Source organism: Spirosoma migulaei (assembly GCF_054776855.1).
This window is the reverse complement of the sequence record NZ_BAAHBG010000008.1, coordinates 96958-119380: the sequence shown is the minus strand read 5'-3', so window position 1 is coordinate 119380 and position 22423 is coordinate 96958. Positions and strand designations below refer to the sequence as shown.

Annotated in this window: 9 protein-coding genes; 1 reads left to right on the top strand and 8 read right to left on the bottom strand. The window is 54.3% G+C overall.

Annotation, left to right across the window (positions count from 1 at the left end; genetic code table 11):
• Positions 1-203: 203 nt before the first annotated feature.
• From ACYVGO_RS10175 to ACYVGO_RS10140, 8 genes are all read right to left on the bottom strand, one after another.
• Complete coding sequence (locus tag ACYVGO_RS10175) at positions 204-1886, bottom strand: AMP-binding protein (RefSeq protein ID WP_460969160.1); 1683 nt, start codon at positions 1884-1886, stop codon at positions 204-206.
• A gap of 28 nt (positions 1887-1914) precedes the next feature.
• Positions 1915-3495 (bottom strand): oleate hydratase, encoded by a 1581-nt coding sequence (locus ACYVGO_RS10170; RefSeq protein ID WP_460969159.1) that lies wholly within the window; start codon positions 3493-3495, stop codon positions 1915-1917.
• A gap of 458 nt (positions 3496-3953) precedes the next feature.
• Entirely contained in the window at positions 3954-4796 is an 843-nt protein-coding gene (locus tag ACYVGO_RS10165) for a hypothetical protein (protein ID WP_460969158.1), read from the bottom strand.
• An 11-nt stretch (positions 4797-4807) separates the two neighbouring features.
• Positions 4808-5458, bottom strand: a complete 651-nt coding sequence (locus ACYVGO_RS10160; RefSeq protein WP_460969157.1) for a 4'-phosphopantetheinyl transferase family protein — start codon at positions 5456-5458, stop codon at positions 4808-4810.
• 24 nt (positions 5459-5482) lie between these two features.
• Positions 5483-7159: a PfaD family polyunsaturated fatty acid/polyketide biosynthesis protein gene (locus tag ACYVGO_RS10155; protein WP_460969156.1), complete on the bottom strand. Its 1677-nt coding sequence runs from the start codon at positions 7157-7159 to the stop codon at positions 5483-5485.
• A gap of 126 nt (positions 7160-7285) precedes the next feature.
• Positions 7286-14215, bottom strand: coding sequence for a beta-ketoacyl synthase N-terminal-like domain-containing protein (locus tag ACYVGO_RS10150; protein ID WP_460969155.1), 6930 nt, complete (start codon positions 14213-14215; stop codon positions 7286-7288).
• Between the two features lie 4 nt (positions 14216-14219).
• A complete protein-coding gene (locus ACYVGO_RS10145; RefSeq protein WP_460969154.1) occupies positions 14220-16679 on the bottom strand; it encodes an SDR family NAD(P)-dependent oxidoreductase in 2460 nt (819 codons plus the stop codon).
• Positions 16680-16729: 50 nt separating this feature from the next.
• The gene (locus tag ACYVGO_RS10140) at positions 16730-20641 is read right to left on the bottom strand and encodes a beta-ketoacyl synthase N-terminal-like domain-containing protein (protein ID WP_460969153.1); all 3912 of its coding nucleotides are present in this window, start codon (positions 20639-20641) and stop codon (positions 16730-16732) included.
• 212 nt (positions 20642-20853) lie between these two features.
• Here ACYVGO_RS10140 and ACYVGO_RS10135 point away from each other — a divergent pair, with 212 nt between their 5' ends.
• Positions 20854-22200 carry a Gfo/Idh/MocA family protein gene (locus ACYVGO_RS10135; protein WP_460969152.1) on the top strand — a complete coding sequence of 449 codons (1347 nt, stop codon included), beginning with the start codon at positions 20854-20856 and terminating at the stop codon, positions 22198-22200.
• Positions 22201-22423 lie beyond the last annotated feature (223 nt).

Here is a 22423-nt window from a genome sequence, read left to right as displayed (position 1 = left end):
CTGTTGCGTGATTGCCGAAACGGCTTACGTATGAGGATAATTAATATGGTCATCAAAATGGACCGGTTCGCTGACAGCTTCCACTCCTTAATTCAGTTTATGATTCTAAAAAGGTTTTATGAGAAAGACCTGATCATAAATAGATACCCCTGGATGAGCGTAAAATCTTGACAACTTAATTTCTGTTTTTTACTATAGCATTATTAACTGGCTTCCCACGTAATAACCTCGTCCTGCTCATACCAAGCGTTGATCAATGACTGGTAGCGTTTCTCGACCTCCTTTCGCTTGATTTTCAGGGTAGGGGTCATCAGGTTGTTATCCACCGTCCAGGCATCCTTAACGAGAATGATCTTCTTCAGGCGCTCATAGGCTGGTAGCTGGCTATTTAAGTCTGTTAGTGTATCGGTCAAGCTTTTGACTACATCGGTCGAGGGCGTCTTCTGGCCAATGTCCGAAAGCACCAGCAGGGCAATAGGCTGAGGCAACTGGGCCCCCATTACGCAGATTTGATCGACGAGTTGATTCTCACTAAAGCCAAATTCCAGTTTTGTGGGATTAATGAATTCACCTTTAGGGCTCTTGTACAGGTCGTTGAGTCGGCCCGTAATCCGGAGATAGCCGTCGGCGTCGAGTTCCCCAACGTCGCCTGTATGGAGCCAGTTATCGGTCGTCAGTGTTTTGGCGGTTAGCTCGGGATCGCGGTAGTATCCCCGCATATTCCAGGCACCCTGGGTGAGGATTTCGCCGGTAGCCGGATCAATCCGAACGTTCATTCCGTCGTTGACCCGCCCTACGGTTCCATCCTTGATCCGGTCGGCCGGCATCATGGAAACGGCTCCCAGATTTTCCGTCATGCCGTAGTTTTCCTGAATACAGATCCCCAATTGCCGAAACCACCGAATCAGTGGAATCGGAGTAGGAGCGGCCCCGGTCAGAATCATGACGGTATCGTTAAGCCCCAATCGTTGCCGAATTTTTCGCTTAACCAGGCTGGATACAACGGGTATGCGGAGTAACGTGCTTAATCTGGATTGGGGCATACTGGACAGAACACCCTGCTGAAATTTTGTCCAGATGCGGGGCACGGCCAGAAAATGGGTTGGACGAGCTGCCGCCAGATTTTTGCCAAAGGTGGCGAGCGATTCAACAAAGTAAATAGTACCCCCCGTGATCAGGCCAATGGCTTCGACAATGTTCCGTTCAGCCACATGGCAAAGGGGGAGGTACGAAAAAAAACGGGCATTTGGTAAATCCTGAAATGTTTTGGCTCGGGCTGATTCGGCAATGTGGGCCGCAGCCCGGTAGTCGAGCATAACACCTTTGGGCGTGCCCGTTGTGCCAGAGGTATAAATGATTGTGAACAGATCATCCAGCGTTGGTTTCGGACTGTCGATCATGGGCGGATAGGTGTCCAGAATCTCATCCCAGGAACGCAGGGCAAAATCGGGCTGGTTGTCGGGAAAAGCGATGCCGAGTACATGGGCTGGCACACCCGCCCGCAGGCTATCCCAGTTATCTACTTTTCCCACAAATAGCACCGTGCATTGGCTGTGTTCCAGTACCGACTGGAGTTGGTCGGCTGTTAAGGTGGGATAAAACGGAACGGAAATATGGCCGCTGATGAGAATCGCAATGTCGGCAATGAGCCAGTGTGGACAGTTTTTAGAGACCAGACCAATGGGACTTTGTGGGGGCAGATCGAGCGAACGCAGATAGCTGGCCATCGAGCGAGCCTGCCTGCCCACCTCCGCCCAGGTGTAGTCGATATAACTATCGCCAACGGGTTGCCGCAGATACACCTGATCGGCTTTCTCGCGTTCCCATTTGTAGAAGTAATCAATGAAAGGCCTGCTGCCGGGTTGCGTTGTGTTGCTGGTAGACATGAACGTGATGGAAAAGGTGGGTACGTACTCACTGCCGATGAAGCCATCTATCGATCTGGCGAATTTGTTTAAATGGCGGCTCGGGGCGCTTTTGATCCGCTTTAGCATACACAAGTCCGAAATACTGGCAGAGGCTGGCCGCACACATTTTGCCCGACTCATTTGCCTGTTCCATGGTTGGTGTGCGATAGGATGTGTAAATAAACTCGCCCGCCAGAAAAAGATTAGGCAGGTGGGTTTCTACCGAGATAGGCGACTCGTTGGTGGCTTCCGGAATGAACAGCGTGGATTCGGTGAGCCAGCGATAGCCTAGCGCGTTGGGCGGAAAACTGTCCCAGCCCATAAACTCCGCTTTACGCTGTTGATAGTCTGTTTCGGGAATATAGGCCACCGTCTTGTCGAGCCGGGCTTCCACGATAAGGTCAGGATATGCAAACCCAATCTGGTGGAGCAGCTCGGCCTGTACTTCCTCGTCGGTACACTGATGCAGGGGTTTAGGAGTTAGTAGTCCCGGTGTGTTGACATTGGATAACGTGACCGACAGAATGGCCCGAACATCAGGCCGGAAGTCTACATTCGTCCAGAGGGGTTCGGCTTCAACCAGGTACACCAGCTTCCAGGGCGAATCCAGCACGAGCGTAAACGTCTGATTGATCCGTAAATCGGTCGGAATAGCCCGCAAATAGAACTGATAACTAAAACTCCACTCCCGATGGCTTTTCTGAGAAAGTTGCAGGTCAGGCACTAACCGACGGAGGTGCTGATAAGGAATCGCCAACACAAAAGCATCGGCTTTGTTGACCTCTGTTTTGTTGATCATAACCTGCGAAACCTGCCCCGCTTCAACGACAACATCATCGAGCGAGCTATTCAGGTGAAACTGTACCCCCAGCATCGTTAAATGCCGTACCCAGGGGTCGATAAACCGGTCATTCGTTGGCCCATTCATCACGTTCATGGTCGATAAAAGTCCGGCTACCTTGTTGGGAAACATGATTTTGTTCATCAGTGATAAAATCACTTCAGCAGCGGCATAGGGCTTTGCGGCTACAATAATGTCGAGGAAAGCCGTCAGGAATTGTTGAAAAGGTTGTGAATATGTGGATAAACCTACATAGTCCGCAAAGCTTTTTCCGGCATAAACGGTGGCCCGGCGTTCCTCACTCTTGAGGGCATAATCCATGGATAAGCGGATGAACTGAATGGCTTCGCTCGTGTTGAGTTGCCAGCTCCGCAGAATACGTAAAAGCACCAGCAGCTTACGGAATTTTGGGGTAGCATAGGTGGTGAGCAGGAGTCGATTCCGGGAAGGATCTTGCCGGGAGGTCATGAGCACACCCGGCAAGGCCGTCAGATTATCGAAAACAGTTTTTCCATCGCCAGCAGGAATCGCCTTCAATGTCTGAAATAAATGGTGATAGCCAGCGCCATAGGTCCGAATGGAATGCTCGATGTACAAACCATCCTCATTTTTCAGTCCAAACGCCTTTCCACCACAGTGACTCTTTTTCTCGTACACATGCACCTCGAACCCCTGCTGGATGCACTCATGGGCAACCGTCAGACCAGAAATACCTCCCCCAACAATCAGCACCTTTTTCCTGGCCATGACTTTGCTTAAATGGATAATGAAAAATGAGTAATGGATAATGGATGATTAATAATGGGTTCAGTGATGTCAGTTTCTCCGTTCTCGCTTGGCTTTCCGACCGGGCTGGCGTACCAGTGAGGACTATTCTTTCAAGGGCCTCTGGCCCGTTTTTGATATAATTCACCGGCCAGAGGCCGTAAAAAAAATACCCCTCACTCGGCAAAGCCAAGCGAGAACGGGGAACGGGGGCACATTTTTCCTGGCCATGGTTTTGTTTAAATGGATAATGGATTCAGTGATGTCAGTTTCTTAAAACTGACAAGCGAGGTTTCTCAAAACCGAGTGTAGTAGCCAGCCAGACACAATAGGTTTTGAGAAACCTATTGTGTCAGTTTTAAGAAACTGACACCACAAGCAACTGGCTGTTTCTCCCGTTTTTGATGGGTAAAGCCAAGCGAGAACTGGGGTGAGATGAATTACGCCTGAACTGGCCGCGTTGCCCTCACCCCCGGCCCCTCTCCCAAACCAGGAGAGAGGGGCTGGGAGCCGATACCCAACCGCTTGCCCAGCCACCGCCAACTCAGTTTCCAGACCGCTTTCAGTAGTTGACTACGTGACGACCGACCGAGTACGAGCAGGTAGTTATCTGTCAGGTACTGCCGACCATCTTCCTGAACGATCAACTTTAGGTCAAACGCCAATTGGTTGAACGACTCTTGCGATGCCCGATAAAACATCGGCCATTGGTTGGTGATTTCGGTTGGCGTACGTTCTTCATCCGGTGTCAGCACCACTAGCCGATCATCGATCGTATACCGGATACCCCGCTCTTTTTGCGCAAACTCTCTGGCAAACCGAATCAGGGTTTGGGTAAGCTCGTTACTGGTTGGCAGGTAGAGTTTATGCTGTAACCCCATAATCTGCATTAGCTTAGGGTTGGGCGTTCGGAGCATGAACGCATACGAGCGAAGGGGCCAAAAGGGGCCGAAGGCGTGTCGCATGTAGCTAACCGATAGTTGATGGGCAATGCCGCGCCCAACCGCTGTGGTATCCTGAAAGGCCAGTCCCCCGTATAAGACGGGCATTGCCCGGCGTCGAAATGGGGTCTTGCACCGGTACAACGAATACGATTGCAAGCCTACCAACCGCCCGTTTTGATGAGCCAGTACCATCGTGGGGTTGTGCGTCAGATGTGCCGATTCCAGATAGCCGGGCTCAACGGAAAATCCGGTTCGGGCCACCAGCGCATAGCAATCGGCGATCTCATCGGCTGTAAGATCAGTAGCGGGTTTGAGCGTGATAACCATGGAGGAAGACATGTTTTTTAGCGTTAATGGCTGGAGGAGCCGTTGACTGAGTTGGCGCGGGTGGTCGATGTGGCGTCCAGGCAAACCGCTACGCAACAACCTCGGTAGTCGGTTTGGTAGAAGGGGAAGGGGCCGTGTGGCGCGCTGAGTTTCCAGTGTTGATTTTCCAGGTGAAACGAAATCTCGTCCAGTTTCCAGCGCATATCCGTGGCTTTCAAAAACGCTTCTTTGGCCGTGAAGAGCCGGAAAAAGGCAGCCGAACGCTGGGCCTGAGGAAGTAGGTCTAATTGCCGAAACTCATCGGTCGACAGAAAAGGCTGGACCTGATTAAGATTGATGGGCCGGGGAGCCTCAATATCGACGCCAATCGGGAACCGGGATAAGCCAACCAGATAATGCCCGTCTGAATGAGACAGGTTGAAATAAGGGAATCGCGTCTCGGCCAGCGCGGGTAAGTACGGTTTTCCGGTATCGGTTACGAAGAGCGAAATGGCGGTGGGGGCGAGTCCTAAACAGTCCGCCAGCATCTGTTTCAGGAACGTTCGGCCCGTCAGAAACTCCAGTTGTTTCTGCGGACGGAGTAGCCGCTGGTAGCGGGCCAGTTCAGTTGCATCGAGCAGACTTAAATCGGGTATGATTTCATACTGCTCTTTCATGACGATCTGATAATCCATCTGAGTTTTAGGAGTCTTCGGCGCTTAGGAAATGAATGAGGGCGTTGCTGAAGTTGGCTGAACGTGTACAGTTCGATAGCTGGCATCCAATTGAACACCCAGCATGCTCAGGTACTGAATTCGGTTCAGGTAGGCGGCCCCGTGCAGGAGTTGATGGGCAACATCGGCCACGCGCCGGTTTTCCCAGGCTTCCAGTCGGGTGCCTTTCACCCACTGATTGAATGAACCCATAGCCGGTCCGCACCAGATCTGGTAATCCAGCTCGCGCCCGGCCACGCCCCGGTTAGCCCATACCGACGACAGGCCCAGATACCAGCGGAAGACCAGTGCCATTTTGCGTTTGGGGTTATCGTTGGCCAGCGTGATCTGTTCGGGGTCCCGCTCCATGAAGAAGGTGAGGCATTGCGCCCAGACCGAGTCGAACGATTCGCCTAGTATATTCTTTTCCAGCGTAGCCCGCTCTTTTTCCGGAATGGCTTCCCAGCCTGGATAGGCGCTGTACAACTCGTAGAGCTTCTGCGCCCGAAGGCCAAACAGTGTTCCCGTTTTAGCCACCTGAAGCTTCACCCCCATCTCGAACATATCGGCTGCGGGGGCCATTATCACATCGGTCATACTGACGCGCGCCAGTACCGCCCGGACATGATCGGATGTTCCGGCCTCACGGCAACTCTGATTGATCGAGCCTGTTACCACGTAGGCCGCGCCCATCGCGAAGGCACCCGCAATGGATTCCGACGTACTCAAACCGCCAGCCGCGCCAATCCGCACGGGGTACGCATCGTTTTGTTCGGCCTGAATCTGATCGCGTAAACTCAGAACGGCGGGTAACAGACAAACCAGGGAGCGTTTATCCGTATGCCCACCCGAATCGGCTTCAACGGTGATATCGTCGGCCATGGGTATCATCGATGCCAGCTGAGCCTGCTCTGGACTGATGCTGCCCGCAGCGACCAATTTTTGTAGGATAGTGGTTGGGGCTGGCTTCAGAAAAAGAGTAGCCACTTCGAGCCGCGAGACCTTGGCAATGACGCGATTAGCCGCATGAATGGTGCCGTCGGAACGGCGCTTGAGTCCGGAGGCCCGGTAGCGCACGACATGCTCGGTCAGGCTTAAAAAAGCGGAGGCTTCAATAACGGTAACGCCTTTGTCAAGATAGAGATCGACAGCTTTCCGTTCGAGGGCTTCTTCGCTGGGGCTATGGATCAGGTTGAACGCATAGGGTCCGTTGGGAAGCGCCTGCTGGATGGTGTCGATGGCCTGCTCGATACGGGCCGGAACCAGCCCCCCGGCACCGAACGACGCCAGCATACCGGCTTTGCCCAACGCAATAACTAGCTCCTCCGAGGCAATGCCATTGGCCATCGCGCCCGCCATATAGGCATAGCGGGTGCTATACGCCTGCTGGAACGAAGGGTCGCCGAGTTGGTCAGACTGGTAGGCCGGGAGTGTGGCCAGTAATTCCATCGAACAAAGCTGGGCTGGAACGCTGGTGCCAAAGCTCATCGTCACGCCAATCCGCCCCTGGGCATCACGCACCCAGTAGCTGGTTTCTCCAGGGGTTTCGAGGAGTTGGCGAATACCCGGTTGATCAAAGCGAACCGTGCGCGGATCACCGAACCATTTGGCGGTTACGGGTGTCTGACGGTAACTGATGCCGTTTGATTTAGGTGAAGCTATGGGATGGAAAGTGGTGGTCATGGGAGAAGAGAGGTTATGGCTGGCGCGAGCATTCGCTCGTGCCTTTTAATAAAGTCAGTATTCACTGACGCGAGCGAATGCTCGCTACATAAAAGGCACGAGCGAATGCTCGCGCCAGCTAGTATCCTAACTAACAAGCAGAGCCAGATCTGTTACGGCATAAATACGGAGCGGGCCTTTCCATAGGCTGGCGTCGGCAGTTAGTCGCAGCGACCGGTCGGTTCGCTCAATCGTTTTGATATGGATTTCCAGATTCATGTCGGGATCGCTACTCAAAATTTGTCCTCTATATTTCCAGACGGTTTTGTGTGGTGCGGCCTGCCGAAACGAAACGCCCGACAACCCATCGGCCAGCCCCTGCTGAAGCACAAATACCTGCATGGCCTGTAACATGGATTCAATGCCTAAAGAACCGGGCATCACCGGATCGGTGTAGAAATGGCAGGTGAAAAACCAGTTATGGGGCTGAATCGACTTCTGCGCAAATACATAGCCATTCCCGTAATTACCGCCTTCCTTCACCACCATCACCGTATCGAGCAGATTGAGCTGATCGCTGGCCAGATGCAAGTGGGGTGACGCGGGAGTAACTGACCGAAACAACTTCATCCGGCCAAACAGCGAATCAAGCTTAAATGACAGACTCTTCAACTGGTCGGCAGGTTGGGTGGCGTACCAGGGCGCTAGGTGTTCACCCCGATCCAGTCCAACCTGATTCGACAGTTCATCTTTGGTGAAACAACCGAACGACGCATTGCCCCGGTAGAATGGCGATCCATCAACGGATAACTCAAAGGTGTATCGTTGCAGGATGGTGCCGTTCAGGGATGTATGACTCACCAGACAAACCCGGTTGGTGAGCGTTTTGCCCCGCAGATCGACAGGGCGTAGTAAATCGCCATCCCCGTCGAGGTTGCGCAGGAAAAGATCTTTGTCGGGCACAATCAGCGTGCTGCCCAGATAAGCACCCAGGAAGCCGCAGGGTTGCAGAGCAATCTCCATCAGAATCGAATAGGGCATCTCAGGAGCCGCGTTCTGTTGGTAGAACCACGCATCGGCGGGTACGTCATACTCGCTCACCATCACGGGCTTGTTGGCAAACACATGCCGCTGACCCGTCGACGATACGATTCGGGAAATCAGTTGCAGATCCGTGTTGGGCTGCCGCGACAACGCCCGACCGTCGAACCCCCTATACTCCTCGCCAAAACACTTGGCAACGGGCCCCAGCGCCAGTTGGGTGATATGGAACTCGTTCAGGAGAACAGGGTAATCGACGGGTTTTACGTAAATGCCTTCCTGGCGCGGTAGGGTGTTTTTCAGGTACGAGGGCTGGTCTTTTTCCTGTAGCCGCAGCCCCAGATTCTCGAAAAACACGGCCACCTGTCCTTCGTACAGAATCGTTAGGTCGGCAATGACGTAAGGCTCCGGTACCAGACCAATTTCCTTAACCTCCAGTTGGTAGATGAGTTTCCCGGCTTTGGCAGGTACTTCTTTACGACACCGGACTTTCTGGGGCAAATCGAGGATGGGCTGAAAACGGGCATCTTTGGTCAACCGTTGCATCCCCAGCAGCAGCAGGTAAAAGCGCAGAAGCTGACCACCGCCCTCGGCCTGAAGCGAACCGGCCAGCACTTCATCGTCGCGAAAATGGCAGGGGAAATACCAATCGTCGGGCTGTAGGTCTTTCTCGGCTTCAATGAACCCCAGTCCTGCGCTGCCCCCTTGCCGATCAACATGCGTAATCCGATCCAGCATCCGGATTTCGTTCGGTGGCAACCGGAGCGACGGATTACGCCCGTTCGGGAAATAGCTGTCGCCAAAACAACTGACCAGATCCCCGCGCACCAGGGCCAGTAGATCGTCGGTTGAAAAAGACGATTTGGCGCAGTCGAGCAGGGGCGTAAAATGCTGCCGGGGCCGATTGGCGCGCTGGCTGAGTTCCTGCGGACTAAAGACAACCCCTTGCCCCAGCGCCAGGTCTTCGTTGCTGAAAAAACCGGCACAACCGCCGTCCATTTTCAGCACCAGCCGATCTTCGACGTAGCAGCGGTAGTGGAAAAAGAAGAGCAGGTTATTCCCGTTCCGCACAAAACGGTCAATCGAAATATCGTAGCGTAGGGTCTGTCCTTCAAACGGAAGATCATCGGTGAAGGTGAGGGTGCAATCCAGGAGCCGGTAAACGTACTCGCCTTTGTTCTGAAAATCAATGCCGAGGTAGCTGATCAATAACAAATCGCATTGGCCCGATTCGACCGCGACCGCCCAGGGTATTTGCCCATCGGTGGCAAAGGCCGACTGGTACGGAATGTCATACTCGGTGGTCAGGCGGGATGGCTTATAGTCGTGCAGGGTGGCATCCAGTTTTGTTACCCGGCTCACCAGCAGATAGGGCGGCATGGGCAGCATCACCCGTCGCCGATAGGTGTCGATCGGCGCGTATTCGGGCCCAAACACATCCTGGATTCTGCCACTGGCGAACGTCAGTAGATCGGCCTCGTTCCAGATACTAGCCTTGTCATTCAGTCGGTTTGGATCGGTATAATCCTGTAGAACGAGCCCGTTCTCTGCCAACGGGCGTGGTTTCGCCCTCACTTCATCGGCTATCGGTTCGGCTAGTAGTTGTACCAACGTACTCGTCAGGCTATCCGCAACCTGGGTGTATGTGGTTGGTAAAATGGGATCAGTAGTAACCAGCATGGGCTTGGTTCGTGTCATGTGTTGGGCGAAGAAGGCTCGTTTCTCGGGCGTTAGCAGCAACGATCCGAAACGAGGCCCACCCGTATGTAAGGTTTTTAGCAAGGCTTTGCACGCGGGTTTTTCGGTCAATTCTTGTTCGAAAAAAGGCGTCAGGTTGACCGGTACGCCATGCGCCAGCAGTCGGGCTACCAGCCCGGTCAGATTCCTCAGCACACTCGATCCCTTGCGATCTATCGGTAGAACAGCATGGTTCTGATCGACAAGAATGGTCGAAATCCAGCGGGAGCAGGTCGCATTAGCGCCTACCTCAATGAACAGTTGGTGGCCGTCTGCCGCCAGTTTCTGAACAATACGGGGCCAGTCTACCGGTTGGCAACACACCGCCAGCGCATTGTTGGCCAGCGCATCGCTCTCGATGGGGAGCGGTTGAGCCGTTACGCTGGAATAGAACGTTTTAGCCGATGCCTGTTGAATAGGCAGGTGGTGCATCTCGATCAGGTCGTTGGCTACCCGGTGGCAAAAATCGTGATGCACCACATTGTTGATGGTTAAAGGCACCCCGGCCAGCTGGTGCGTAGCCAGCACGCGATCCAGATCGACCGAGTCGCCAGACAGAATGATTTCGGTATCGGTATTGATGAAGGTCAGAAACACCCGGCTTTCAACGGGAGCCACCGCCTGCCGGAACCAGTCGGCCAGCGATGGATACCCCGCTATCCCCGCTGGTAGATGAATCAGCCGGGAACGCCAGCGCGCTCGGGCTTCGGCTTCCGGTAGTTGCCAGAGTTCGGCGAGGAGTGTCATTCGTCCGCCCACTTTTTCCCGGAACAGCGGTGCCTGCACAAAGTTCGTATCGACGGCGGCTGTGCTCCAGATGTCCTGGCTATACCACATGGCACTAGTTTCGCCCATGCTATACCCCAGCACGGAGTCGGCCTGAACCGCCAGATACTCCTCAAGTACCTTCGTAAACAGACCGGAGAACGTACAGCCCGCCAGCATCATCGCCGATGCATTGGCTTGAAGCTGTCGTTCCTTTTCCTGTTTCTGTGCCTGATTTAAAGCAAACAGACTTCGCGGGTATAAGTCGGCGCTGAGGGCATCGGCGGGGTCGTAGCCTTGCTGGTTCAGCCGGTCGTATAAGTCGGGGAATGCCTGAAAAATGGTGGTTCCCATACCCACATAGGCGCTGCCCGAACCGGGGTAGACCAGTGCCAGTTTACCCGTATTCCCCAACGGAGCTGGGGTATAATAACTGCCCGACGGTGTTTGAAGCGGTTCCGCTGTCGACGGTTGCTGGCTGAGTGTAGCCTGAAAAAAACGGACCTCCCGCCGTAAGTCTTCATCGGACGAAGCCACCAGTACCAGCTTTTGGCCGGGCGTAGACGTTGCCCTGACCGCAGCGCAGAGCTGATCGGAAAGTTGCCGGAACGATTTCGTGAGCAGGCGGTTTTCGATGTCGGTTAAGCGCGTGAGCAATTCGTCGGTACTAGCGCCTTGTAGGGGAAAGAGTCGTTCGCCAGCCCGCAGTAAATACGACGAAGGTTGGTTGGCTTGTGGGTGATCCACTTCCGATAGAAGCAGGTGCGCACTGGTGCCGTCGCTGGCCAGCCCACTGATGGCGGCCCGAAGCATAGGTTTGCCTTTTTGGGGAATCCAGGGCCGCGACACATCGGGCACGTAAAATGGGCAGGTGGCAAAGGGTGCTGCCCAGGCTGGGCCTTCCCAATGCGGCACGCCCGGTAAAAAACGATGGTATAAAGACAGTGCCGTTTTAATGATCGATGCGATTCCCGATGCCGCAAAGGTGTGGCCGATATGGGCTTTGCTACTCCCCAGGGCGCAGGTTAATGCCGACTTATTTCCGCCGTAAGCCTGCGTAAGCCCCTTTATCTCCGCGCCATCTTCTTCGGTAATGCCACTGCCCGACACTTCCAGATACCCAATGTCGGATGGACTCAGTTGCTGCCGACTCAGTACCTGCCGGGCGGCTTCGTCGACGGCTTTGGCACTGGCGGTTCCCCGCAGGCTGGCGCAGTCCGACTGCACAATGGCCAGATCATCGATCCGGGCATATACCCGATCCGTCGTGGCATCATCGGCACGTTTCAGAACAATGGCTCCGGCACCTTCGCCGATTGTCCAGCCGATTGTACTATGGTTCCAGCTCATGGACACCGCTCCGGTATGAACCGGGTGAGCCGCCTGTCGTGCCAGCACGCTTTCGAAGCCACCCCCCAGATCGACCGCACCAAGCACAACGGCATCTACCTCGCGACTGGCCAGTAGGTTATGGGCAATGTTCAGGGCCTTATACACGCTGTTCTCGTTGGACGAAACCGTGAACGCCGGGCCCGTAAAATCCATTAGCGACGCAATGCGGCTGGCGGTAATGTTGCCAATGAAGCCCGTATGCTCGCTCAGTGAATGCCCTTCGTAGTCTGAAAAAATCGCGTTTTTGATGCCATCGGCCAGGGTATCCAGGGCTGATTCCGTGACGGTCAGACCCGCATCCTGGACCGCCTGTCGAACTTGCCAGCCCATATGCCAGCGTCCTGCCCGGTGGTGAATTTCCAGCTCGGTTTCCATCGCGATAATAACGGCGATATTGGCCGCCTTTCCTTCCAGCTTGTCCAGGCCCGCATCCCGAATGGCCCGGTCGGCTACGTTCAGCATCAGAATCTGCTGATGGGTAGTGCGTTCGGCTTCGTTGGGCTGGATCTTAAAGCGCAGCAGGTCAATATTGAATGCGTTGATCCAGGCACCCCGCAACTCGCTGATGGGCGGCAATCCGGCTTCGTGCCGTGTTTTTTGAAGGGCGTCCATGCCTTTCCAGCGCTCGGTGGGTAAGGGCCGAAAATGCTGCCGACCCAGGAGCAATGACAGGTAAAAGTCGTCCAGATTCTCGCAGTCGCCCATGTGCAGATCCATCCCGACGATGGCCAGAGGCACGGGTGGAAACGGGCTTGACATCTCTTCGGGTTGCGCATTCGCTACCGGAGCCGACAGCACCATATGGGCATTGGTACCCCCGAAACCAAAGGCATTGATGCCCGCGCGGGGAACATCGCCGTTGCGGGGCCAGCGTCTGTTTTCACGTACCAGTTGACTGGCACCAATCTGCCCATCGGCCGATGAGAGCGGGTTTTCGATACCGATGGTGGCTGGAATCACCTCCCGTTGCATCGCCAGAATTACCTTGAACATACTGGCCATACCAGCCGCTGTCAGCACATGCCCCAGATTGGACTTGACCGACCCAATGAGCGGGGCCGATGAGCCGAAAAAATCGCTGATGCTATTCAACTCGATTTTATCGCCCAGCCGGGTTCCGGTGGCGTGGCATTCCAGATAATCGATCGCTTCCGGGCCGAAGGCGGTTTGGCTGTAGGCTCGTTCCAGCGCCAGCCGCTGCCCTTTGGGGTTGGGGGTCAATAAAAACTCCCCTTTTCCATCGTTGGATAAGCTAATGCCGTCGATAACCGCATGGATCGTATCGCCATCCCGTTGCGCATCCGACAGTCGTTTCAACACCACCATGCCGGCACCCTCGGCGGAGGTCAGCCCATTCGAGTGCTGATCCAATGGAGCCGACAATTCAGACGCTTGGGCATAAGCGTGGAAATACGAAAACCCAACATGAATAAGTAGTGGATCGGCCCCACTAACGGCCCCGGCCAGCATTAGATCGGCTTTTCCCGCCCGTAGCTCGTCGCAGGCCAGTTTTACAGCGTACAAGCTGGAAGCACAGGCAGCATCAAGCGAGTAGTGCGGTCCCTGAAGCCCCACGGCCTGAGCGATCAATGCCGAAGGTGTGCTAATGAGTAAGGCGTTTTGTAAATCAGTTGAGTGAGGTGCGTACGGCCTTGGTACCGGTATGGATTCGCCCGTCAGGGTTTCCAGCGTCTGTTGGGCTACATCGGCATAAACAGCGGATAAAATTTGCCGCGACTGGCGGGTGGGGAAGGATAAATTACCCATGATAACCCCGCAGCGGTTCAGGCTTTCGTGCTGCCAGTAGCCGCTGTTTCGTAGCGCTTCGCGGGCAACGTACAGGCACCAGTGCACCTGTTGATCCTGATCGAGCAATGTCTGTGCATCCAGTGCGTACCCCTGTGCATCGAACTGAAAATCCCGGATGAAGCCTCCCCGCAACGAATAACAGCTATCCAGTTTGCCTTTTGCCTCGTTAAAAAATAGCTGCGGGTCAGCCCCGAAATCGGCGGTAGTGGCCTCGCTGATCAGGGATTTGTTCGCCAGTAAATTAGCCCAGAACTCGTCTGGCGAGGTGGCACCGGGAAACAGTGCGCCCAGGCCAACGATCGCTATTTTTTCGGCTGTCTGATCTGGTTTCATAGAATTAGCTGGCTACTTCCTCTGGCAGTGTCCATTGCAGGGTGCGACTGATGGTGACGCTGGCTCGTTGCGTTTTCAGGAAAACCACACCCGTAACGGCATCGAACGCGGTGAGATCGGCCGACATGCTGAACTCCGTGGACTGGACCACCCGAAGCGAGACGTAGAACGGTCGGCCAAAGGGAAGTTCCTGCGTCATTTCTACCCAGCCAGTTGTGAGCGGGAGACAAGCGCAGTCGTGAAACCGTCGTACCCAGATCAACAACCCCTGATACATACTATCGGTCAGGAAACCGTTGATGGATGAGGATGGGAACTGACCCTGCCGCTCCCAGGACAGACCGGGGTGTTCGCACAGCAATAAAGCGCCGGTTTCATCCAGAGAAAGCACTTGCTTAACGCCCTGAAAATCGGGGCCGTGAAAGAGCGTGCCATCCCGATACAGCACCGATCCATCGGCAATGACGGGCACCATGTTTCGGATATCCGGCAGAGGTTCAATTGGTGGCTTTGGTCGTTGACTCACCAGTACGATCTCGCTCTTGTAGTGGGGCATGGGCAATTTGCCACCCCGTTGACTCCTGACAGAAATCAGCACATGAACCCGCTCCGCGCTCTTTTCGAGTTCCTGCACAACAATCTGGAAATCGGTGGGTTGATTGCCGTCAAAGACGATGCCCTTAAACAATTTTACATTGTCTTCCCGATACAATTTGAAACCGGGATACAGCATATCTGCCGTTTGTGCCATCCAGACATTGGCGATGTTGATCGGCAATACGGCGTGTCCCTGAATATGGTGGTGCGCCAGAAATGGATTGGCGTCCAGCGTCAGAGTCCGGTTAATCGTATACGTTCGTAGGGGGGCATCGGTCACGGCTTTGGCAACAGGTAACGTTCCGCCCAATAGGACCTGCACCTGATCCTGCGCCTGAATGCTCAACTGATCGACCAGAGCAAGCGGCCCCTCCTGAGAAGGTACAAACTCAACCTGATGCGCCAGGAGCATTTTTTTGAGTTCAGGGCTCACCATGCCCGAGTCCCAGGCACCCCAGTTGATGGATACCACCTGTGCTTTCGGGTAGTTTTTGCGAAACAGATACGCAAAACGATTGAGCACCTCGTTGGCCATGGCGTAGTCGGTTTGGCCAACATTGCCATAGAAACCGGCTACCGATGAGAACAAGACCACGTGCTGAAGATCGGCCAGCGACAGGGCCTGCATGACCGACGCCAGTCCCAGCACTTTAACATCAAAGACGGCATCGAAATCGGCTTCGGTTTTATGCTCGATGAGTTTATCGGCCAGCCGACCCGCGCCGTGAATCAGGCCGGTAACGGGTCCCGTTTGGGGCTGTAACTCGTCAAGAACCGCTTTAATGGCTTCGGGATCTGTGACATCCACGGATCGGTAAAACGCGGTGACTCCCTTTGTTTTCAGGTAATCCAGATTTGTACGAATGTCCCGTTGGGCCAGTACGTCGTTCACCAGGCGCTCCACAAGGCGGGGCAGTGGTTTTTCGCCCAATGCGTTCAGGAATTCCATGGCCTGACGTTTTAGGTCGGTGGATTCGCTTCGGTTTTTTGCCCAGTCGGGCTCGTCTTGCTGGAGGGCGGTGCGGCCTAGCAAAATAAAGGTGCAGCGAAAGGTAATGGCCAGTTGATTGACGCAACTGGCCGTGATGCCCCGGCCACCTCCGGTTACCAGAAATACGCTACGCTCATTGATTCGGGCGTTTAGCGATGGCTCTTTTAGTGGGTCCACGGGTTCGGCTACCAGCGTGAATCGCTTGCCTACTGCGTTATAAGCGGTTTGCGTTAGGCAGATGTTTGAATCATATAACTCCTGCCGGATTTTTTCGGCGGCTTCGGTTGCCGTTAGCTCCGGCGATAGATCGACCGACCGACAAAAGACGCCCGGCCATTCTAAATTCAGTGATTTGGTTAGGCCCGTTACCCCACCGCCTAAAATTGCATCCTGCCCGGAATTGGCCGTGCCCAGCGCACCATCCTGCTGCGTAACCGTCAGGAAAGCTGGCCGTGTTTGCCAGGTGTCAGCGTTCAGCGACGGCTTTAGGTATTTGGCAAACAGGAACGCTGTTTTCAGATCGTCTTTTTCCGATGCCTGCGCAAACGTCTGCACATCCACTCGGGCAAGACGAGGATATACATAAATAAACTGACTGACCGGGGCTGTAAGTTGGCCCAAGGCCTGTTGCATCGTTTCCGCCTGTCTGTCCGGAAGTTGCTGCTCTACAACACCCGCCGGGAATGACTGGCGCAACGGACTACTTCCGGTTGGAAATGTCAGGACAACCACCTGATGGCCATTCCCAACTAATTCGGCGCAGAGCGCGGGCGTTACAGCCGATCCGTCATTGATAACCAGCGTAATGCCTTCCTGCGGCATCGTCAGGGCATCTGGCGCGGGAAGGTACCGCAACGTGGCTACCGAGCGGGGCACATTGGGGTAGTTTCCCGGCGCGTAGCTAGTCAGGCTGACAGGATCGGCGACTACTTTTTTTCGACAGCGACCTCCCGACCTGTTGCCATTTTCGCGACCAGATAATCGACAATCTCTTGCAGCGTGCGCAGCTCAGCCAGTTCCTGCTGCTTCACCCCCTGTACGGATGGATGGGCTTCGGTCATGGTGCCGAAAATTTCTACCCGCTTGATCGAGTCGATACCCAGATCGGCTTCCATATCCATACTTAATTCAAGCATTTCGGCGGGATAACCGGTTTTTTCGGCTACGACGGTTAGCAAACTTGTTTCAATCAGTTTAGGATCAACGGCAGGTTTTGCCGGGATGGGAATTCCCGGTGCCGACGGAACCGGTAGGGTAGATTGGGGTTGATCTGACTGTCCGTTTTGATGGACCGGATTGGTTGATGGATTGGATAGTAGAGCGGAAAGTCCTTTACTGGATTCGATGGTTTGTCCGGTTGTCATCTTGGCAACCAGGTAATCGACAATTTGCTGGAGCGTGCGCAGCTCGGCCAGTTCCTGCTGCTTCACCCCCTGCACAGATGGGTGCGCTTCGGTCATGGTGCCGAAAATTTCCACCCGTTTAATGGAGTCGATACCCAGATCGGCTTCCATATCCATACTTAATTCAAGCATTTCGGCGGGATAACCGGTTTTTTCGGCAACCACCGTCAGGAGGCTGGTTTCAATAAGTTTGGGGTCAATGGCGGGCTTTGGTGTGTCAACGACGACAGGCGCTGGCTGCATCACCTCCACAGGCTGAGGTTCTATGGTAGCTCCATTGACGTAGCCGTTTTTTGAGCCATTAACCCCATTGAGGGACGATGAAGAATAGCCATTTACCGTTGGCAGGTCTGAGGTAACCGATACGGGTATCGCTTTACTGTTTAGTTGGCTGGCAGAGAGGGTATTGGTATGCATCAGGGCTTTTAACATAGCCTCAATTCGACCTTGTTGTTCCAGTAACGAGGCCAGGTCAGCCTGCATTTGGGTGAGGGTTGGGTTCATGGCTTCGTCTTCGTTTATACCAGAGAGGGACTGTGTCTCAATAGGGGGGAGGCTGAGCGCGTGCTCGTAGCGTTTTTTTGTGGCTTCCGAAACGTGGTTGTAGCCACTGATTTTAATCGTTAGTTTGGGTTTGGCCGCCGGTTCGACGTAAGGTTGCTCGAACGGATCGAACCCCTGAAGTGCCTGCCCCAGCACCGTGAGCTGGACAATAGCTTCCCGTAGTTGTTTATCGCTGTCTTTTTTCGGGTTGGCATTCAAGGCAATCACCTTGTGGGGTTTCCCCGCCAGAATCTCCGTTACCAGATTACTCAGCGTGTTTTTCGGGCCGAACTCAACAAACACCCGACCACCCTGTGCGTAGATAGCTTCGATCTGTTCCTGAAAACGGACTGGCTTTACGATATGCCCGGCCAGTGTTTCTTTAATCTGTTCCGGATCGGTTGGGTAGGTTTGTCCGGTTGTATTCGAGAACACTCGACCGGTTGGGGTAGCTATAGAAATTCGTCGGATGGCGTCGGCAAAGGGGTGTTGGGCGTGGCTGACGAGTGGGGTGTGAAAAGCGGCCGATACCGGAAGCAGGGTTGCCTGAAATCCCCGCGCTTTGGCTTCGTCCTGTACCGATAGTAACGCATCAGTTTGTCCACCCAGCACGAGCTGTGAGGGCGAGTTCAGATTACATACCCATACGCCAGGGCGGTTGTGTATGAGTTGCTCAATGGCTTCGCGATTTCCCTTCACGGCCAGCATAGTCCCCGATTCGCCGGTAGGCGTAGCCGCCATGACTTCACCGCGAATCTTGGATAGACCATAAAAGGCATCATCGTCCAGAACCCCGGCTGCCCAGAGGGCGGTCAATTCACCGTAACTATGACCCGCAAAGAAATTAGCTGTAAATCCCGCATCGGCCAGTAGCTGATACATGCCTGCGCTCAGGGCACCGATGGCGGGCTGGGCCATCTGGGTTTGCCGGAGGGCATCCTGCTGCCGTTGTCGTTCGTTATCCGAGAAAACCGGAATCGGGAACACAACATCCGTGAGGGGCTTCTGTCCTTTGGCCTCAAAAAAGCGGTTGGCCTGGTTGAACGCATCCCGAACGGTCGGGTAAGCGCAGGCAAGCTCATTTCCCATAGTCACGTATTGCGATCCCTGCCCGGCAAACAGAGCCACGACAGATTGGGCCGTATCCAGCGCTGATTGCCGATACCAGATGCCGTCGATCGGGTGCTGCCATTCCGGCTGGCCCGTGTTCCGATCTAAAAACTCAATGAACCGGGTTAACTTCTGACGAGCTTCGGCTACGGACGAGGCAACAAATCCCATCCGGGCATAATTGGCCGGGATTTTTTCTGTTTTGGACTGGTGTGCCAGCCGATTCAGGTGCTGCGTGGCCTCGTCTGATTGTAGCAATGCCAACTGCTTACGGCACGCATCCAGCAATAAGGAATCGTTGGGCTGGTGTACCAGTAAGATGCGGTGAAGCGTATGCTGCCGGTAGTTTTTCGGTGGTTCGTTGCCCACTTCTTCTAAAGTCGTGTGCAGATTAACGCCCCCAAAGCCAAAGGCACTGACCGCGGCCCGCCGGGGTATGTGGGCGGCTTTGCGAAACCAGGGCCGGGTTGTCGTATTGATATAGAGCGCCGAGTTTTCGATACCTAACTCAGGATTCGGCTGGTTGACGTTAAGGGTTCCCGGCAGTACTTTATGGTGCAGAGCCAGCGCGGCTTTGATCAATCCGGCAATCCCCGCAGCGGCTTTCGTATGCCCAATCTGCGATTTCACACTGCCGATGGCGATGTGGTTGGGTGTCAGGTTCGATTTTCCGAAAACGGCTTTTGTCGAGGTAATTTCGGCCAGATCGCCCGCTACGGTGCCGGTGCCGTGGGCTTCGATCAGGCCAACGGTTGAGGCATCATAACCCGCTTCGTCGTAGGCGCGTTGCATGGCGATGGCCTGTCCGTGAGGGCGAGGGGCGTAAATACTTTTGAACCGGCCATCGCTCGAACTGCCCATGCCCTGGATGACCGCATATACCCGGTCGCCATCCCGGATGGCATCGTCCAGCCGCTTGCAGACAATGATACCCAGGCCTTCGCCTACCAGCATCCCATCCGAATCCTGATCGAAGGGACGAATGCTGCCTTTCAGCGAAAACGCGGGTGTTTTGCTGAAATTCATGTACATGAAGGGCGAGTTGTTGGTATCCACGCCACCCGTCAGCATCATGTCACAGCGACCTTCGATCAACTCACTCAGGGCCATTTTTACGGCGCTTAGTGAAGCTGCACAAGCCGCATCGACGGTCGAGTTAATGCCGCCCAGGTCGAAGCGGTTGGCAATCCGGCCTGCCACCACGTTGCCCAGCAAACCGGGGAACGCATCTTCTGACCAGGGGATGTAAGCCGCTTTTATTTTTTCGATCACCTGCTCGATCTGCACAGCTGGCATCCCCGCCGACTCCATTGCCCGGCGCCATACCGGCGACTCCAGCCGGGTGCTGAGGGGCAGAATTAAATTTTGTCCCCCACCCACACCCAGGATAACGCCCGTTCGTTCGCGGAGTTGGGCATCCAGTTTGGTCGACCCCAGCCCGTATCCAGCATCCAGCAGGGCATCCCGTGCTACGGCTAAACTCAGGAGCTGAGCCGTGTCGGTGGCTTCCAGTAGCGTAGGGGGTAAGCCAATTTCCAATGGATTGAAGTCGATTTCGGGAATGAAGCCCCCCACTTTGCAATAGGTTTTATCGGGCGTAGTGGGGTTTGGGTCGTAATAATCGCTGATTTTCCAGCGGTTTTCGGGCACTTCGGTAATACTATCTACTCCCTGAATAATATTTTCCCAATACGTTTTTAGGTTCTCTGCATCCGCAAAAATCGACGCCATCCCCACAATCGCAACCGGTGTTCTCCGTAACAGCGTATTTGTATGATCCATGACTTACAGCACGTTTTGAGTAGTTGAACCAATCAAAAATAGTGTACGTCTACAGGGGGATTTGGCTAAAGTTGTGGAGAACGAGAGCGTGTAGGTAAACTACGGGAGTTAGTAGGTGAATGGAAATTAAGGACTTAGCCTGATTAGGTAACTGGCTTGTTGTGCTTTCGTAGACAGGCCTTAGTAAGCCCGGTCTAAACCTCGATACTCGTATGAAAACTTCACGCAGGAATTTTTTGCGGAACTCCGCTCTGACCGCTACCGGAGCGGGATTGATTAGCTTACCTAGTCTGGAAGCCATTGCCAGTCAGCGCAAAACGATTTCCCCGAACGATAAACTTCAGGTTGGGTTGATTGGCTGCAATGGCATGGGCTGGTCGGACCTGCGCTCGCATTTGTTGATGAGCGATGTGGAGTGCGTAGCCCTGGCCGATGTGGATCAGAGTGTGCTGGACAAGCGCGCTGCCGATGTGCAGACCATGCAGAAAAATAAGCCGCTACTTTTCAAAGACTACCGGAAACTGCTGGAAAATAAGGACATAGACGCCATCATTATTGGTACGCCGGATCACTGGCACTGCATGGCCATGATCGACTCGGTATCGGCGGGAAAGCATGTGTATGTGGAGAAACCGTTGGCCAACAGTATTGAAGAATGCAATCTGATGCTGGCGGCTGCGAAGAAGTACAACAAGATTGTGCAGGTAGGGCAGTGGCAACGCAGCGGATCGCACTATGAGAAAGCGATCGAGTACATCCGGTCGGGGAAGCTGGGCAATATTCGACTGGTGAAAGTCTGGGCGTATCAGGGCTGGATGAATCCCGTTCCGGTTCGGCCGGATAGTGCGCCCCCCGCTGGTGTCGACTACGATATGTGGCTGGGACCAGCGCCCAAGCGGCCTTTTAACCCCAATCGATTCCACTTCAACTTCCGCTGGTTCTGGGATTATGCGGGTGGATTGATGACCGACTGGGGCGTTCACGAAATTGACATTGCTTTGTATGCCATGAATGCAAAAGCACCCAAATCCGTGATGGCATCGGGTGGCAAACTCGCCTATCCCGATGATGCTTCCGAAACGCCTGACACCCTGCAAGCCGTGTATGAATACGATGGCTTCAATATGCTCTGGGAACATGCAACGGGCATCGACGGTGGCAACTATGGACGGACGGAAGGTATCGCTTTTATTGGCAACAACGCAACGCTTGTGCTAAACCGGGATGGCTGGTCGCTGCTGCCCGAAACTCAAACCAAGAACGGGATCAAGGTCTATAAAGTGGACGACATCCCCGATCAGGCCCGTAACGGCGACTACCTGAACGAGCACACGAAAAACTTTGTCCAGGCCATTAAGGCAAACGATCCCGGATTACTGAAGTGCGGCATTGAAACCGGCAGTATTGCCGCCATAAACGCCCATATGGGTAACATTGCGTATAAAACGGGCCGAAAAGTGTACTGGGACGCTGCCGCTAAAGGCTTCAAAAATGACACGCAGGCCAATGCCTTGCTGGCAGCCCATTACCACAATGGCTGGAAGTTGCCGGTTGTTTAAAAGCTGATTTACGTCTGAGTTATTAAAAGAAAGCCTTTCTGGATTTCCGACCGTTCTCGCTTGGCTTCGCCGAGTGAGGGCTATTTTTTCAAGGGCCTCTGGCCCGTTTTGCTGTAATTTGCAATTCTTCGGCCAGAGGCCGTTAAACAAATAGCCCTCACTCGGCGAAGCCAAGCGAGAACATGAGAAATAGAGATAATGGAATAATCGTTAGGCTGTTGCC